Origin of the sequence: Rathayibacter sp. KR2-224 (genome assembly GCF_049446075.1) — a bacterium.
Lineage (GTDB): Bacteria > Actinomycetota > Actinomycetes > Actinomycetales > Microbacteriaceae > Humibacter.
Genome location: NZ_JBMSEB010000001.1, coordinates 1250669 through 1266180, shown reverse-complemented (window position 1 = coordinate 1266180; position 15512 = coordinate 1250669). Strand labels below are relative to the sequence as shown.

Sequence of the window (15512 nt, the reverse complement as noted above, 5' to 3'; positions counted from 1 at the left end):
AGGAGCGAAGATGAACGACGCAAACACGAACCACCGGCTCCCCATCCACGCACCGCACGGAACGAGGCTGCGAGCCAAGTCGTGGCAGACCGAAGCGCCGCTGCGCATGATCATGAACAACCTGGATCCTCAGGTCGCTGAGCGTCCGGAAGACCTCGTGGTGTACGGCGGCACTGGTCGCGCCGCACGCAGTTGGGATGCCTTCGACGCCATCATCCGCACGCTCGAGTCGCTCGAGGCAGACGAGACGCTGCTCGTGCAGTCCGGCAAGCCGGTCGGCGTGTTTCGCACGCACGAGTGGGCACCGCGCGTGCTCATCGCCAACTCGAATCTGGTGCCGGACTGGGCCACCTGGCCCGAGTTCCGCAGGCTCGAGGCGGCCGGCCTCACGATGTACGGCCAGATGACGGCGGGCTCGTGGATCTACATCGGGAGCCAGGGCATCCTCCAGGGCACCTACGAGACGTTCGCCTCGGTCGCCGACAAGATCGGCGCCCGCAAGGGCGGGGGAGATCGGCAGAGTGATCGGAGCCTCGCCGGCACCCTCACCCTCACCGGCGGGTGCGGCGGCATGGGCGGCGCCCAGCCGCTTGCCGTCACGATGAACGAGGGCGCGGTGCTCATCGTCGACGTCGATCGCGCACGCCTGCAACGACGAGTCGACCACGGCTACCTCGACGAGTTGACGGATGACCTCGACGACGCGATCGCGCGCGTCACCGCTGCGAAGAACGAGCGCCGTGCACTCTCGGTCGGCTTGGTGGGCAACGCGGCGACCGTGTTCCCCGAGCTGCTCAGCCGTGGGGTGCCTATCGATATCGTCACAGACCAGACCAGCGCCCACGACCCGCTCAGCTACCTGCCGGAGGGCGTGAGTGTCGAGGAGTGGCATGCGGCCGCGCAGGCCGACCCGGAGGGCTTCACGGCCAAAGCGCGGGCATCCATGGCCAAGCAGGTCGAGGCGATGGTCGGCTTCCTGGATGCCGGCGCCGAGGTCTTCGACTACGGCAACTCGATCCGCGCTGAGGCGCAGCTCGGCGGCTACGAGCGCGCGTTCGCGTTCCCCGGGTTCGTGCCTGCCCACATCCGCCCGCTGTTCGAAGAGGGCAAGGGCCCGTTCCGCTGGGTGGCGCTCTCCGGCGATCCGGCAGACATCGCAGTCACCGACCGAGCGATTCTCGAGCTGTTCCCGCACGACGAGAAGCTCCGCAGGTGGATCACCCAGGCGTCCGAGAAGGTGCATTTCGAGGGTCTGCCCGCACGCATCTGCTGGCTGGGTTACAAGGAACGGCACCTCGCGGGGCTGAGGTTCAACGAGTTGGTGGCGTCCGGTGAGCTGTCAGCACCCATCGTGATCGGCCGCGACCATCTGGACTCCGGGTCGGTGGCCTCCCCGTACCGCGAGACCGAGGGAATGAAAGACGGCTCGGATGCCATCGCGGACTGGCCCCTGCTCAACGCGCTGCTGAACACGGCGTCGGGAGCGACCTGGGTGTCGATCCACCACGGGGGCGGGGTGGGCATCGGTCGCTCGATTCACGCCGGACAGGTGATCGTTGCCGATGGCACCGATCTCGCGGCGCAGAAGATCGAGCGCGTGCTGACGAACGACCCGGGCACGGGCGTGATGCGGCATGTGGATGCGGGATACGAACGCGCCGCCGAGGTTGCACGGGAACGCGGGCTGCGCATCCCCATGCTTGAGGAGTGAAGGGCCCTCGCGAGCAGGCGGAACGATGAGCACGCTGTTCCTGCACGGCATCGGGCTCCTGATCACGAACGATCCGCAGGCGAAGGGCGCGCGCGAGGGCGACCCGCTCGGGGCGGTTCGCGACGCAGCCCTGATCGCCCGTGATGGCGAGGTGGTGTGGGCCGGCCCCCAGGCCGACGCGGCTCCTCAGGTGGCGAGGCTGCTTCAAGGCGATGTGGAGCGCGTGGATGCCGGTGGCCGCGCGGTCATCCCCGGTTTCGTCGACAGCCATACGCACCTCGCCTTCGCCGGAGACCGCTCTGACGAGTTCGTCGCCCGCATGGCGGGGGAGCGGTATACGGCTGGCGGCATCCGGAGCACGGTCGCTGCGACGCGAGACTCGAGCGACGAGCAGTTGAGGGCGACGCTGCAGCGGTTCGAACGCGAGCTGGCGTCGCAGGGAACGACGACGTTCGAGGTGAAGACGGGCTATGGGCTCGATGTCGAGAACGAGGAGCGCCTGGCCAGGCTGGCCGCAGAGGTGACAGATGAGGTGACGTTCCTCGGGGCCCACGTCGTGCCTGCGGAGTTCGCGCACGACCGTGGCGCCTACGTCGATCTGGTCGTCGGCGACATGCTGGATGCCTGTGCACCCCATGTGCGCTGGATCGACGTGTTCTGCGAGGAGGGCGCGTTCACGGCTGAGGAGGCGGCGCGCATCCTCGCGGCCGGACGTGCTCATGGACTTGGTGCTCGCATCCATGCGGGACAGCTCGGCGTGGGTGGCGGTGTGCGTGTCGCGGTGGATGCCGATGCCGCGAGCATCGACCACGCGACCTACCTTTCGCCCGACGACGTCGCGGTACTGGCGGGCTCGAAGACCGTGTGTACCTTGCTGCCGGGTGTGGAGTTCAGTACGAGGCATCCGTATCCGGATGCCAGGGCGCTTCTTGCAGCTGGTGTCCCGTTGGCGCTCGCGAGCGACTGCAATCCGGGTTCGTGTTTCACGTCATCGATGCCCTTCGTGATCGCGTTGGCTGTGCGTGAACTGGGCATGACGCCGGACGAGGCGCTCTGGGCGGCGACTGCCGGTGGTGCTCGTGCATTGCGGCGCGAGGACGTGGGTCGGCTTTCGCCAGGGGCGAGTGCAGATCTCGTGCTTCTGGATGCGCCCAGCCATGTGTACTTCGCGTACCGTCCGGGCGTGCCGCTTGTGCGTCGTGTGTGGAAGCACGGTGTGGAGTTAAGGCTGTACTGAATCGGGCGGACGTCAAACCTGCTGGCCGGGAGCGCGATCCCGTGGAATCGCGGTCAGACCAAGCCTCGTAACCGCGACCGCGGGCCATGCCGCTGGGGCGAATCGTTTTCGAGGCGGCGGCGCGTCGCGCCAGGCGTACTGCAGCGCGAGCCGATGCGGCAGTTGTTCGGCGGCAGCTGCCCACGCCTCGACGGCATCACCGCGCGTGTTGGCCGCATCCCCGTCGACCGCCCAGGCGTCGTCTCCATGCACCGCCGGCTCGCCGAGACCGCGCAAGATCGCATCGTGCTGGTCCGATGTGATTCGGCCGGTAAGCAGAGCGCCGCCGAGACACGCATGCCAAGGCGCACCAGCGCGAGCGCCGGCATCCGAATTCTCGGCTCCGAGCGCGAGCGATCCGTCTGCACCGACTCCACCGGGCTCGTCCGCGTTCCCGATATCGGTCGCGTAACCTTCGGCCGCGGCCAGAACCGACTCGCCGAGCCGCACCTGCTTCGCTGCCCCGGCTCGGGACATGCCGGTCAGCTGTTGCACCAGCTCGACAGATGTGCGGTGGCCGTTGGACTGTGCGAGACCCGAATGTCCGTGCTCACGCGTCGAACGCGAGGATGCGACGCCGCTCGCGACGATGCGCACCTTCTCGATGATCGCGATGACCGCCGTCGTCCTGGCGATGACGGAGAGCAGGTCCTCGTCGCTCAACGGTCTAGCGATGGTCGCTACGTGGTTCGACTCACACACGTCTCCGAGCACGCCGCGCAGCCCTTGCAGGTGCTGCGTCGCCTCGGAGAAAGTGTCCATGCTTAATGTTAGCAATGGCGACAGAGCTTCGAAAGTGTGTTCTACAACTGTGGAAAAGTACACGCGCGCTTTCAGTCGTCCTCTTCGTGGCGCAGTGCGACGCCGAGCGCCAGGAGCGCGGCGACCCACTCGCCGATGAACAGACCCCAGCGGTCGGACTGCGATCGGTCATCCCTCTTGATTCGCGAGACGATCCAGCTGAGGAACACGAGGCCGAGCGCGACGCATGCGCCGAGGTAGGCGTGTTCGCTCCTGATGCCCCAGCCGTTCAGCACCTTGATCGGATTGCTGGTGGCGAGTTCGGCGATCTCGTTGCGCTTGCTCATGACTGCTCCTCATCTCAGGCCGGAGTTCGGGGCGCGGATGCGTTCCCAGGTCGTGTGCGGATGCTGCCCCTACGGAACGAACAAGGTACGGATGCCACGTTCCATGCGAGGTGCGGATGCCCCGCCCCACTGAATGAGGAGAGCGTACGTCCGCCATCTCCCCGCGCACAGGCCCTTGACTCATCCGCCCGCTCATCGACCCACGCATCGGCCCCGCGTCCGCCCACGCCGTCCGCCCCCGCATCGGCCCCGCGTCCGCCCACGCCATCGCGCACGCATCGGCCCCGCGTCCGCCAGGGCATCCCGCACGCGGCGACCCCGCGCCGCGCACGTGCTATACGCTCCCGGATGCCGCCGAAACGGCCTTGCCTCACGGGCATCCGTCCGTGCTCCGCATAGGGTTTCCGGTGTGCGGAGACTCGAGAAGCGACGAGACGTGGACTACACGTCGCTGGAGGCGTTGGAAGATGCCGCCCTCGACCCGCGAACAGCGACGGGGCCATACACAGTGACTCTAGGCGATCCCAACTTCACGCCAGGCAACATCGCCGAGCCCGTGTGGGCGCAGTGGCGTGACGAGGTCTCCGGTATCGGAGGGCAATCTCCGCTCCTGCATTTCGTCGATACCCCGCGCACTCGCATCGAGCTGAGCTCCACGCATCCGGGTGGCCTGCCCCAGTTCATCATGGGGGAGCGCACGCTCCTGTCCAGCCTCATCCGCGACGACATCGCCCTGCGCACGGCCAAGGCGGCGGCCGGCGCCATCACGGCAAAGGGCATCGAGCTGCGCGCGGTGCGGGGCATCGACGCCGTGCACCTCGGCATCGGACTCGCCAGGTGGCGAAACGGTGCGGACGACTACAACGCGCCTGTGCTGCTGCGACCCGTCGCCATCCGCAGGTACGGCCGTGACTTCGAGCTCAAGCTGCGCGGCAAGACGTTCCTCAACCCAGAGCTCAAGCGGGCGCTGCGCGATCAGTTCCGCATCGAGCTCGACGCCGACGCCTTCGTCGCGCTCGCCGAGACGAACGGCGTCTTCAAGCCGCAACCCGTGATCGACCGGCTCCGTTCGCTCACCAGCCACGTCGAATCGTTCGCCGTGCAGCCGCGCCTGGTGGTGTCATCCTTCGCCGACGTCGCGCACAGCATGACCGAAGACCTCGGTGACTTCGAGCACGACGTCCTGCTCGCGCTCGCAGGTAACCCGGCGGCCAAGGACCGGGTGGAGAGCTCTTTCTCGCCTGCGGAGGTCGTTCCGCAAGACCACCGGCCGCCCTCGATCGACACGCTGCTTCTGGATGCCGACCCCGAGCAGGAGAGCGTCGTCGCGCAGGTGGCCAGCGGCAACTCCATAGTCGTGAAGACCCTGCCCGGCACGGGCGCGACGCAGACGATCGTGAACGCCATCGGCGCCCTGGTCTCCCGCAACCGTCGGGTGCTGGTGGTCGGTCCACGGCGATCGAGCTTGGATGCCATCGCTCACCGCCTCGAGCAGGTCGGGCTCGGCGGCGCGGCAGTTGCGACCAGGTCGGTGCGCCGCGACCTCATCAGGTCGATCACGCGCAACGAGAAGACCACCAAGCCCAACGTGGACGAGGTGGACGACGCGCTCGTGCGGCTTCGCCGGGTGCTGCTCGACTATCGCGGAGCCCTCACCTCGCCCGAGCCCGCGTTCGGGGTCAGCGTGCTCGACGCGCTCGGCGAGCTCGCCAGGCTCGCGCTGCTGCCGTCGCCGCCGCGCACCAGGGCACGTCTCGACCGATCGGCCATCCAGCTGCTGGCCAAGGACCGCACAGAGGCGGCGACGATCCTCCGCAAGGCCGCGGCTCTCGGCGAGTTCAGGTACGGACCGAACGACTCGCCGTGGTACGGCGCCGACTTCCGGTCGACCGCCGAGGCCACTGCCGCTCACACCCTGGCGAAGCGGCTGAGCACCATCGAGGTGCCGAGGTTGATCGACCGCTCGACGACGCTCATCGAGGGCACCAGACTCCGCCCGTTCGAGAACATCGCCGAGCTCGGCATCTATCTCAGGCTGCTCGCCGACCTGCGCGAGACGCTCGACAAGTTCCTGCCTTCGGTCTTCGACCGTCCGCTCGATGAGCTCATCACCGCGACGTCAAACCGCAGGGACACGCCGGGCATGTCCGGCTCGACGCGACGCCGCCTGCGCAAGCTCGTGCTCGAGTACGTGCGGCCCGGGGTGCACGTCGCCGATCTCAACGAGGCGTTGCGGCGCATCCAGCAGCAGCGCAAGCTCTGGAACCGGTTCGCGGATGCCGGTGCTCCGCCGCGCGTTCCCGTCGGCGTCGCAGACGTGCAGGTCGCGTATCAGAAGGTCTCGGAAGACCTGATGAGCCTGGACGTTCCGCTCGGCCGTGCGCGCACGCAGGAGTCGCTGACGGTGATGCCGCTCAACGAGCTCACCCGGATGCTCGGCGGCCTCGCCGTCGAGTCCGAGGTGCTCATCAACCTGCAGGAGCGCACGGCGCTGCTCTCCCGGCTGCGCGAGCTGCGCCTCGATCCGCTGCTCGCCGATCTCTCCGCCCGGCACGTGACGAGCGAGAACGTGGCGGCCGAGCTCGAGTTGGCGTGGTGGCAGTCCGTGCTCGAAACCCTATTGGCCGACGATCGCGCGCTGCTCGGCGCCAACACGCGGGTGCTGGACCGTCTCGAGGCCGACTTCCGTCTCGTCGACCAGGCACACGCATCCGCAACGGGGCAGCTGCTCGCCGCACAGCTCGCCGTGCAGTGGAAGATCGCGCTGGCTGACAACCCCGAGCAGGCGGATGCCCTGCGCCGCATGCTCAAGACCGGTTCCGTCACCCCCGCGACGCTCGCCGACCGTGCGCCGCAGCTCTCACGCGTACTGGCACCGGTGTGGCTCGCGTCGCCGTACGACGTCGCGTCCCTTCCGCAATCGATGGGGTTCGACGCCGTGGTTCTCGTCGATGCCGGCGCCTGCACGCTGGCCGAGAACATCGGCGCGCTGCGCCGCGCGAGGCAGGTCGTCGCGTTCGGCGACCCCGTTACGCAGACGCCATCGCCGTTCCGCATCGCCGCCACGGATGCCTCACAGGGCATCGAGCGGGAGAACCCGCACGACGTGGATGCCTGGCACGACTCGTCGGCGCTCGCCCAGCTCTCCGACCTGCTGCCGGTCTACACGCTGACGCGCAGCTACAGGTCGGTGGGGGACGACCTCGCCGAGCTCGTGAACCGGCGCTTCTACGGCGGCCAGATCGAGTCGCTGCCGTGGGCGGGAAGCTTCCTCGGGCACGCCAGCCTGACCTTGAGCTACGTGCGTGGCGGACACGGAATGCCCGACGGAGACAGCGGCACCGTTGAGAGCGTCGACGCCGAGGTGAGTCGCGTCGTCGAGCTCGTACTCGACCACGCGCTGAATCGTTCCCGCGAGTCGCTCATGGTGGTCACCGCGAGCCCGAAGCATGCGGTGCGGGTGCAGCATGCCGTGCTGGCGGCATCCACTTCGCGGCAGGAGCTCGCGGACTTCATCCTCGGTGACCGGCCGGAGCCGTTCACGGTCGTGACGCTCGAAGAAGCGGTCGCGCAGAGCCGCGACCGCGTGATCTTCTCGATCGGCTACGGACGCACACCGCACGGCCGCCTGCTGTCGTCGTTCGGGGCGCTCGGCGAGCCAGGCGGCGAACGGATGCTCGCGGTCGGCCTTACCCGCGCGCGCCGCGCCATCGACATCGTGTCGTGCTTCCGGCCTGAGGACATCGACCCGTCGCGCATGCGGTACGGCATCGTCGCGCTCGCACAGGTGCTCGAGGAGGCGGCGGAGATCGAGGCATCCGTCGACGAGGTTCCCGACGACTCCGAGCCGTTGCTCATCGACCTGGCGTACCGGCTCGAGAAGCTCGGCATGAACGTGCAGCTCGGTCATCGCGGGGCGTTGCCGCTCGTTGCATCGTACGCGGGCAAGGCCGTCGTGGTGGAGACGGACCGGGTGTTGGGCGGAGCGAGCCTTCGCGAGTCCCTGCGCCTGCGGCCCGAGGTGCTGCGCCGCCTCGGCTGGCACTACGTGCGCGTGCACAGCTTCGAGCTGTTCGCCGACCCAGAGGCGGTTGCACAGCGCATCGGCCGGCTGCTCGGCGCCATCGAGCCAGAAGCCGAGGCCTGAGGCCGATCCCGTTCGGACCACGCCAACGGTGGTCGTTCGCGCGCCTACCCTAGAGGGGTGGCTGAGCGCGGAAAGAGACGACGGGTGCAGCGGCCGGGCGCACCCGGCGCCGACCCGACGCCGCAGTCGCGGCTGCCTGGCGCGGGAGCGGATGCCGCGGTGCGGGCATCCGAAGACACCGAGCGTGCGTGGGGCGACCGCTCCGAGTCGAACGATGATCTGCTAAAGCGGGAGCTGCCGCCGCACTGGGGCGCTGGCGGCTCTCGCGGCTGAGTTCGCCCGCCTCGCTTAGCGGGTTGCGCTAGAGCGTTGCGCTAGTCCGTCGCACCGTCTGCGTGCCGGCCGGTGCCCTCTGCCTTGGGGACCGCGAGGGCTCCGTCTGCCTGTGCGGCGAGCAGGTCGCGGATCTGAGTGAGCAGCTCGACGTCGGCCGGCAGCTTCTCGGCTTCGGTCCCCGTGTTGACCGCACGTCGTGCCTCGGCACGCTCGCGGAAGTGGTTCATGGGAAACACGAACACGAAGTAGACGACGACGGCCACGGCGAGGAACTGGATGACCGCACCGATGATCGAGCCGAACATGAGATTGGAGGTACCGCCGCCGATCGTCGGAACGGGAACCACGAGCGCCTTGTCGAGGGCTCCTGCATGGAACACGGCGCTGATCAGCGGGTTGATCAACCCGGCGACGATGGCGTTCACGATGGCGGTGAACGCTGCGCCGATGACGACCGCGACGGCAAGGTCGATGACGTTGCCGCGCATGATGAACTCTTTGAAGCCCTTGATCATGCTGAATCCCCCCACTGGTCCGCCGTCGTCGGGTCGTCGACCGGCACTTGTGTGTTGGGACCGATAGTACGGAATGCAGGCCCGATCAGGCCGCAGATCCTGCGCCCGTCGCGCTTGCGGGCGACGCGCTCTTCTTCTCCGTGCTCTTCTTCTCGGTGCTCGTCCCGGTGCTCTTGGTGTCTCCCGAGGCGGGCTTCGAGTCCGAGCCCGAGGCGGCATCCCTCTTGGCAGGCGTCGACTGCGATGTTCCTGCGCGGGAGTCGGTGCGGTAGAAACCGGATCCCTTGAAAGTCACGCCAACGGAGCCGAAGACCTTGCGCAGCGGGCCGCCACACTCGGGGCAGACGGTGAGCGCGTCGTCGCTGAAGGACTGGTGGATGTCGAACGCGTGCCCGCATTCGGCGCACTTGTATGAGTAGGTGGGCATGGCTTCCTTCGCAAAGGTATGAGGTCTGGTGGTGTGCCGGCTGCGGATGCTCGCCCGCTCAGCCGCGCCGTGCGGCTCGCTTCAGCGGAAACGGATGATGCGGGTCGGGGTCACCGCGCCGGTCACCGGTTCGTCGTGTCGTTCCCGAGGCACCTCGTCGAGCACCTCGCCGTCGAACACCACGGCGTACACCGGAGGACATTTTTCCATGCTGCCCAGAGTTTTGTCGAAGTAGCCCTTGCCCCAGCCCATGCGGGTGCCGCTGGGATCGACCGCGGCGGCGGGCACGATGATGAGGTCGACGTCGTTGATCGCGATCGGACCGAGCAATTCGCCGACCGCTTCGGGCCAGCCGTGGATGCCAAGGGTCTCCGACTCGCCGTCGTCCACTGTCCAGTCCAGAAGTCCGTCCACCCGGCTGACCGGCAGCAGAACCCGAAGGTGCTCGGCGAAGGCCCAATTGAGGAACGGCCTCGTGTCGGGCTCGTTGGACCCGGAGAGATAGCACGACAGCGAACGGGCGCCGTGCTCCTGAACGAGCCTCTGCAGGTTGGCGGTGATGCCGGCGGTCGCCTTCTCGCGTTCGGTCGCCGTGAAGTTCTGTCGGCGCTCCCTGAGGTCGGCGCGGAGCGCGCGCTTGGCGCTGCTCGGGTCGGAGGCCATAGACGAATAGTAATGGGCGCATCTCGCATGACGTGCCGCGGTCGTGCAGCACCGCACGGGATTGTGGCCGTACAGCGGGCAGCAGATAGCCTGATCAGCATGGCCATCACCAAAGCTGTCATTCCCGCTGCCGGTCTCGGCACCCGGTTCCTGCCGGCCACCAAGGCGATGCCCAAGGAGATGCTTCCCGTCGTCGACAAGCCGGCCATCCAGTACGTGGTGGAGGAGGCGGTCGAGGCGGGGCTCGACGACGTTCTGCTGATCACGGGGCGAAACAAGGCCGCACTGGAGAACCACTTCGACCGGGCGACCGAGATCGAGTCGACACTGCAGGCGAAGGGCGACACCGAGAAGCTGCGCCGGGTCATGTACTCCACGGACCTCGCCGACATGCACTACGTGCGCCAGGGCGACCCCAAGGGGCTCGGCCACGCGGTGCTGCGAGCCGAGAAGCACGTAGGACGCCAGGCGTTCGCGGTGCTGCTCGGCGACGACATCATCGACAGTCGTGACGTGCTGCTCACTCGCATGATCGAAGTGGCGGAGCAGCGCGGTGCGACGGTGGTGGCTCTGCTCGAGGTCGACCCGTCGCAGATCCATCTCTACGGCGCTGCACAGGTCGAGTCGACCGACGAGGCGGATGTCGTTCGCGTGCGCGGCCTCGTCGAGAAGCCCTCGGCAGAGGATGCCCCTTCCAACCTCGCCATCATCGGCCGTTACGTTCTTCAGCCGGAGGTGTTCGACGTGCTCGAGCACACGGAGCCGGGAAAGGGCGGCGAGATCCAGCTCACGGATGCCCTCCAGGAACTGGCCGCCGAGCCGGACGGCCCTGGCGTCTACGGCGTCGTCTTCCGCGGCAGGCGGTACGACACGGGCGACCGTCTTGACTATCTCAAGTCCATCGTGCAGCTCGCGGTCGACCGTGAAGACCTCGGGCCGCAGCTGCGGCCGTGGCTGCGCCAGTTCGCCTCTGGGCTCTCCGACGAGCCCGCGGACGGCGACACACTCGAAGAGCCAGGCGTCGGCCACGACGCATCCGGCGCCTGAGAGTACGAGGCCGGTCCACCGTGTACGTGCCCAGCCTCAGCGACGGTGCTGTAGGCATCCGTCCCATCCGACTGCGTGACGCCCGCGCGCTCGAGAAAGAGCTGATGGAGAACCGCGGCTGGTTGCGGCAGTGGGAGGCGACCAACCCGCACGGGCCCGCCGTGTTCGACACGCGGGCGAGCATCCGTTCCCTTCAGGCGACGTCGCGGGCAGGACACGGGCTGCCGTTCGTGCTGGAGTACGACGGCGAGCTCGCCGGGCAGCTGAACGTGTCGTCGATCACGTACGGTTCGCTCGCGTCGGCCACGATCGGTTATTGGGTGGCCAAGCGATTCGCGGGAAAGGGCGTCACGCCGACGGGAGTGGCGCTCGCCACCGATTACTGCTTCTTCCAACTCGGGCTGCACCGCATGGAGATCTGCATCAGGCCCGAGAACGCGCCGTCGCTGCGCGTCGTGCAGAAGCTAGGTTTCAGGTACGAGGGTCTCCGCAGGCGCTACATCCACATCAACGGCGACTGGCGTGACCACTTCTGCTTCGCCCTGGTGGTGGAGGAGATACCGCAGGGCGTGATGCGCCGCTGGAAGTCGGGCGAGGTACCACAGGATGCCGCGACCGTGCCGCCTGCGGATCTCGAGGCTGCGTCGCATCCGCTCGTCTCGCACAGCGGCTGAACGCCGGCACGCGGATCGACGCTCTGAGCGAGCCGATTCCGGCGCTGATCGGGGACACACTGACCGAGCACAGGGGCGGCGAGCCCGCGTCGCCATACCGTAGTGGCATGAGCCGGGGGCACGGTATGAACGGGGGCGCCTCATGAACGGGGGAACGCTGAGCGGCGGTGTCGTCATCGCGCTGGCAGCGACCCTGTGGCTCGCCTACCTGCTGCCGACCTGGCTGCGCAGGCGCGACTACCTGAACGCCGAACGGAATGCCGTGCGGTTGCAGCAGACGCTGCGCATCCTGGCCGAGACGGCGGAGGTGCCGCACGAGGTGCGCGTCGAGGCGACGGCCCGTGAGGTGGCGCGCCAGCAGAAGCTGCTGAAGAAGGTGCGGGCGAAGGCCGACGCGGCTGCCCGTGCGCACGCCGTGTCCGAGGCAAGAGCGGCGGCACGCATCGCGGCGGCCGCCGCGCAGGATGCCGGCCTGGGCGCTTCGCTCGTCGGTGCGGTCGATCTTTCTGCATCGGATGCCGTACCCGCGGGCCCCGCAGGTCCCTCCAGTAGTGCAGATTCCTCCGGTGGTGCCGGAGCCACGCGTCGTGCTGCGCCTTCCCGTGCGGTGAATGCGTCGTCCCGAGAGGATCGTGAGCGCACGTTCGCCCACGCCGTGCGTCGCACACGGCTCGCCACCACGGGAGTGGTGATCGCCGGGCTCGTCGGAGTGGGTTTCGGAGGGTACTCGCTCGTGACGGTCGGATCGTGGTGGCTTCTTGCGGCGTCGGCCGCGCTTCTGGGCTGTGCGGTGGTCGTGCTGCGCCGGCTGAGTCAGCAGGTGGCTGCGCACCAGGCCGCGCGACGGGTGCGGGTGAACGTCGTTCGGCAGAACCCTGACCTGTACGACCATGCGCTTCACGGCGAGGCCGAGACGGTGCAGGAGGAGCAGGAGGACCGCGACTCGAGCTGGGAGCCGCAGCCGCTCCCCAAGCCGATGTATCAGTCGCCGGGCTCGCGTGCAGCTACCGCGATGGCATCCCTGGATGCCGCGGTGGCGCTGCGCAGGGCGGCCGCACGTGCCGAGTTCGAGGAACGCGCCGCGCGACTTGCCGCGGCGCAGGTGCGGACGCTGCCCGTGCCGAAGGAAACGCAGGCAACGCAGCCCGCCGCCGGGTCGGCCGAGAATCCGGGCCAGGAACGGGCGTCCAGCAGGTACGCGCGCATGGGTGTGCTCGACGAGGTACCGAGCGAGCACATCGACCTCGACGAGGCGCTGCGCCGTCGTCGCGCAGCCGTCTGAGCGTGACGGCTCGATTCCGATTGAGGCCGCCCAACATGCTAAAGTCTCATACGCACTTGGGGCTATGGCGCAGTTGGTAGCGCGTCTCGTTCGCAATGAGAAGGTCCGGGGTTCGAATCCCCGTAGCTCCACACGATTGAGCGAGGGAAAGAGAACAAGCTCGCTTGTTCTCTTCACCGAGCGATTGAGTGTTGAGGCGCGTGAGCGCCGATCACTTAACTGAAGTAGCGCTCCCGCTCGTCGGGGGCGCTACTTCAGTTAACTGCATTGTGGATTCGAACCCTTGGGTGGGCCCACGCTGCGAGGGGCCCGGGCGGCGTGTAGCGCCGTTTGGGGGAGCGGTGGGGACGAATCCCGGTAGCTCCACACGTCAACGGGACCGCGCCGGGATCCAGATCCGCATCGACGACGGGCCACGCTCGGCCCAGTCGTGGTACGGGACGAGGGCGACGGAAGCGGTTTGCGTTTCGGCAGCGGATTCATCGCCGGTGTACGGCCAGGGCAGCTCGGGTGCGGTGTGGCGGGCGAGCCGCGCCACCACGCGATCTCCTTCGTCGTGCGGCGCCTCCGCTGTGTCGATGACGACATCTGACACGTCGCCCCACCCATCGGGCAGATCCACGGATTCGAGCGCGTAGACGACGGGTCCGCGCTCGACCGCCACGGTTCCGCGAACGGCGTCGATACGCGGGTCGGGCGCGGACAGCCGAGGCTCGATGGGAAGCTGAAGCGTGATGCGGTCTTCCGTTCTGAACAGGCGCCGCACGGTGACGTAGCCCGGTGCGGCAGGAACCACCTCACCGTTGACGGTCAGCCTGGCCCCGTTGGCCCAGCTCGGAACGCGCAACTGCAGCGCCCAGGGAGCACTTGCGTCGCGCAGAATACGGATGTCGACGGTGCCGGTATTCGGATAGTCCGTATCGATGGACAGCTCGATGTCCTCGTCGTTGTCCAGCGTGGTCGCAATGTGCGTGGGAGCGTACTGGTGAACCTGGACGCCATCGGTCGACGCGGTCGCGATGTACGCCTCGAGGCTCGCCAGGGTCCGTGCGACGTTCGGCGGGCAGCAGGACACCTCGAACCAGGGCGCACGAAGGGATGCCTCCGCACGCGGGGAAACGGCGTCCGGGTCTGCCGGCTCTCCTGGGACCCGGCGGTGGAGCGTGTTCGCGTAGTAGAAGCTGCGGCCGTCCGATGCAGGGGAGGTGGCGACGACGTTGTAGAGCGTGCGCTCGATGAGATCGGCATGCTCGGGGCCGCCGCGCGCCAGCAGGAGTCGCCAGCTGAACTGTATGGAGGCGACTCCGGCACAGGTCTCCGAGTATGCACGGTCGGAGGGGAGCTCGAAGTCCTCACCGAACGCTTCGTCCTGGTGATGCGAGCCTTGCCCGCCCGTGATGTACGTTCGGCGTGCGACGGTGTTGGCCCACTGCCGGGTCAGTGCGCCGAGCAGGCTCTCGTCCCCGGTCTCGACGGCGACATCCACCGCGCCTGAGGAGAGATAGTTCGCGCGGACTGCATGCCCCCGCAGTACCTCGGAGTCACGCACCGGCACGTCGTCCTGGTAATACGCGCGCCCGAATTCGATGTCGGGGAGCAAACCTTTTCCTCGGCGTTCGATGAACAGCCGCGCCTGCTCGACGTAGCGACTGTTCCCGGTGGCGCGGCCGAGTTCGACGAGCGCCATCTCGACCTCAGGATGCCCGCACACGGCCTGCATGCCGTCTGCACCGAACACGTCGCAGATCAGGTCTGCCAGGGCGGTTGCGACAGTGCTGAGACCGTCGTGGGCGTCGGGTTTGGTGCGGAGGCGCGCGACCGCTGCCTGGAACAGGTGCCCGGCGCAGTAGAGCTCGTGTCCCCAATCCAGCTCGGACCACCTCGGTTGCTGCCCAACGCGGCCGAAGTTGGTGTTGAGGTAACCATCGGCTTCTTGCGCCCGGGCGACGCGGGTGACGATCGAGCGGAACTGTTCCTCGAGTTCCTCGTCGTCATGGCTGCCAAGGTGCCACGCAACAGCCTCGAGGTATTTGTACACCTCCGAATCCGAGAACTCACGACCCCGCCGGTTCCCTGCGGTAAGCGCACCTGCCGCGGCCAGGTCGAAGTTCGCCAGCCAGCCCTCTCGCTCCAGCCAGTGGGCGATGTGCGGCAGCGTCGCTTTCGCATTCACGTGCTTCATTCGCGACCAGAAGCCGCCGGTGATCTGGACTTCGCCGAGGCCGAGCGGGCGCAAGGCTCCCTGTGATGGGGCGGCCGGCGCGACCGGCGTGATGACTCGTCCTCGCGGCCGGATCATTGTCATGAGCTATTCCTCGAAACCGGCGACACCGCGCCTCGTGCTTGATGGTGTTGGGCGTGTAGACGATTGAGCGACAACCTTACGTGCTGCGGTCAGACGAGTGG

Annotated in this window: 13 protein-coding genes and 1 tRNA gene; 8 read left to right on the top strand and 6 right to left on the bottom strand. The window is 67.9% G+C overall.

Going from position 1 to position 15512, the window contains the following annotated elements; translation table 11 throughout:
- The first annotated feature begins 10 nt into the window (after positions 1-10).
- Both ACO2Q7_RS05865 and hutI read left to right on the top strand, forming a co-directional pair.
- Complete coding sequence (locus ACO2Q7_RS05865; RefSeq protein WP_423354675.1) at positions 11-1711, top strand: urocanate hydratase; 1701 nt, start codon at positions 11-13, stop codon at positions 1709-1711.
- A 25-nt stretch (positions 1712-1736) separates the two neighbouring features.
- Entirely contained in the window at positions 1737-2948 is a 1212-nt protein-coding gene (gene hutI / locus ACO2Q7_RS05860) for an imidazolonepropionase (RefSeq protein ID WP_423354674.1), read from the top strand.
- 12 nt (positions 2949-2960) lie between these two features.
- Here hutI and ACO2Q7_RS05855 read toward each other — a convergent pair whose 3' ends face one another.
- A complete protein-coding gene (locus ACO2Q7_RS05855) occupies positions 2961-3749 on the bottom strand; it encodes a hypothetical protein (protein WP_423354673.1) in 789 nt (262 codons plus the stop codon).
- Between the two features lie 71 nt (positions 3750-3820).
- Positions 3821-4075 (bottom strand): hypothetical protein, encoded by a 255-nt coding sequence (locus ACO2Q7_RS05850; RefSeq protein ID WP_423354672.1) that lies wholly within the window; start codon positions 4073-4075, stop codon positions 3821-3823.
- Between the two features lie 409 nt (positions 4076-4484).
- Here ACO2Q7_RS05850 and ACO2Q7_RS05845 point away from each other — a divergent pair, with 409 nt between their 5' ends.
- Positions 4485-8222 carry an AAA family ATPase gene (locus ACO2Q7_RS05845; RefSeq protein ID WP_423354671.1) on the top strand — a complete coding sequence of 1246 codons (3738 nt, stop codon included), beginning with the start codon at positions 4485-4487 and terminating at the stop codon, positions 8220-8222.
- 57 nt (positions 8223-8279) lie between these two features.
- Positions 8280-8495: a hypothetical protein gene (locus ACO2Q7_RS05840; protein ID WP_423354670.1), complete on the top strand. Its 216-nt coding sequence runs from the start codon at positions 8280-8282 to the stop codon at positions 8493-8495.
- A 41-nt stretch (positions 8496-8536) separates the two neighbouring features.
- On the opposite strand, the gene mscL is transcribed toward ACO2Q7_RS05840, so the two are convergent.
- The 3 genes from mscL to ACO2Q7_RS05825 all read right to left on the bottom strand — a co-directional run bounded on the left by mscL (position 8537) and on the right by ACO2Q7_RS05825 (position 10103).
- Complete coding sequence (mscL, locus tag ACO2Q7_RS05835; RefSeq protein ID WP_423354669.1) at positions 8537-9013, bottom strand: large conductance mechanosensitive channel protein MscL; 477 nt, start codon at positions 9011-9013, stop codon at positions 8537-8539.
- A gap of 85 nt (positions 9014-9098) precedes the next feature.
- Positions 9099-9440 (bottom strand): FmdB family zinc ribbon protein, encoded by a 342-nt coding sequence (locus ACO2Q7_RS05830; protein ID WP_423354668.1) that lies wholly within the window; start codon positions 9438-9440, stop codon positions 9099-9101.
- An 81-nt stretch (positions 9441-9521) separates the two neighbouring features.
- Positions 9522-10103, bottom strand: coding sequence for a 5-formyltetrahydrofolate cyclo-ligase (locus ACO2Q7_RS05825; protein ID WP_423354667.1), 582 nt, complete (start codon positions 10101-10103; stop codon positions 9522-9524).
- A 99-nt stretch (positions 10104-10202) separates the two neighbouring features.
- On the opposite strand from ACO2Q7_RS05825, the gene galU reads away from it, so the two are divergent.
- The 4 genes from galU to ACO2Q7_RS05805 all read left to right on the top strand — a co-directional run bounded on the left by galU (position 10203) and on the right by ACO2Q7_RS05805 (position 13237).
- On the top strand, positions 10203-11150 hold the full coding sequence (gene galU / locus ACO2Q7_RS05820) for a UTP--glucose-1-phosphate uridylyltransferase GalU (RefSeq protein WP_423354666.1): 948 nt from the start codon (positions 10203-10205) through the stop codon (positions 11148-11150).
- A gap of 20 nt (positions 11151-11170) precedes the next feature.
- Positions 11171-11824 carry a GNAT family N-acetyltransferase gene (locus tag ACO2Q7_RS05815; RefSeq protein ID WP_423354665.1) on the top strand — a complete coding sequence of 218 codons (654 nt, stop codon included), beginning with the start codon at positions 11171-11173 and terminating at the stop codon, positions 11822-11824.
- A gap of 142 nt (positions 11825-11966) precedes the next feature.
- Entirely contained in the window at positions 11967-13106 is a 1140-nt protein-coding gene (locus ACO2Q7_RS05810; protein ID WP_423354664.1) for a hypothetical protein, read from the top strand.
- Between the two features lie 58 nt (positions 13107-13164).
- Positions 13165-13237 (top strand) — tRNA-Ala (locus ACO2Q7_RS05805).
- Between the two features lie 239 nt (positions 13238-13476).
- Here the strand turns inward: ACO2Q7_RS05805 and ACO2Q7_RS05800 are convergent.
- Positions 13477-15411 (bottom strand): glycoside hydrolase family 127 protein, encoded by a 1935-nt coding sequence (locus tag ACO2Q7_RS05800; RefSeq protein ID WP_423354663.1) that lies wholly within the window; start codon positions 15409-15411, stop codon positions 13477-13479.
- Positions 15412-15512 lie beyond the last annotated feature (101 nt).

What these genes read in the sequence shown, in the direction of transcription:
- ACO2Q7_RS05850 (WP_423354672.1), bottom strand. Translation starts at nt 4,075, where the DNA reads ATGAGCAAGCGCAACGAGATCGCCGAACTCGCCACCAGCAATCCGATC.
- hutI (WP_423354674.1), top strand. Translation starts at nt 1,737, where the DNA reads ATGAGCACGCTGTTCCTGCACGGCATCGGGCTCCTGATCACGAACGAT.
- mscL (WP_423354669.1), bottom strand. Translation starts at nt 9,013, where the DNA reads ATGATCAAGGGCTTCAAAGAGTTCATCATGCGCGGCAACGTCATCGAC.
- galU (WP_423354666.1), top strand. Translation starts at nt 10,203, where the DNA reads ATGGCCATCACCAAAGCTGTCATTCCCGCTGCCGGTCTCGGCACCCGG.
- ACO2Q7_RS05800 (WP_423354663.1), bottom strand. Translation starts at nt 15,411, where the DNA reads ATGACAATGATCCGGCCGCGAGGACGAGTCATCACGCCGGTCGCGCCG.
- ACO2Q7_RS05810 (WP_423354664.1), top strand. Translation starts at nt 11,967, where the DNA reads ATGAACGGGGGAACGCTGAGCGGCGGTGTCGTCATCGCGCTGGCAGCG.
- ACO2Q7_RS05855 (WP_423354673.1), bottom strand. Translation starts at nt 3,749, where the DNA reads ATGGACACTTTCTCCGAGGCGACGCAGCACCTGCAAGGGCTGCGCGGC.
- ACO2Q7_RS05825 (WP_423354667.1), bottom strand. Translation starts at nt 10,103, where the DNA reads ATGGCCTCCGACCCGAGCAGCGCCAAGCGCGCGCTCCGCGCCGACCTC.
- ACO2Q7_RS05865 (WP_423354675.1), top strand. Translation starts at nt 11, where the DNA reads ATGAACGACGCAAACACGAACCACCGGCTCCCCATCCACGCACCGCAC.
- ACO2Q7_RS05830 (WP_423354668.1), bottom strand. Translation starts at nt 9,440, where the DNA reads ATGCCCACCTACTCATACAAGTGCGCCGAATGCGGGCACGCGTTCGAC.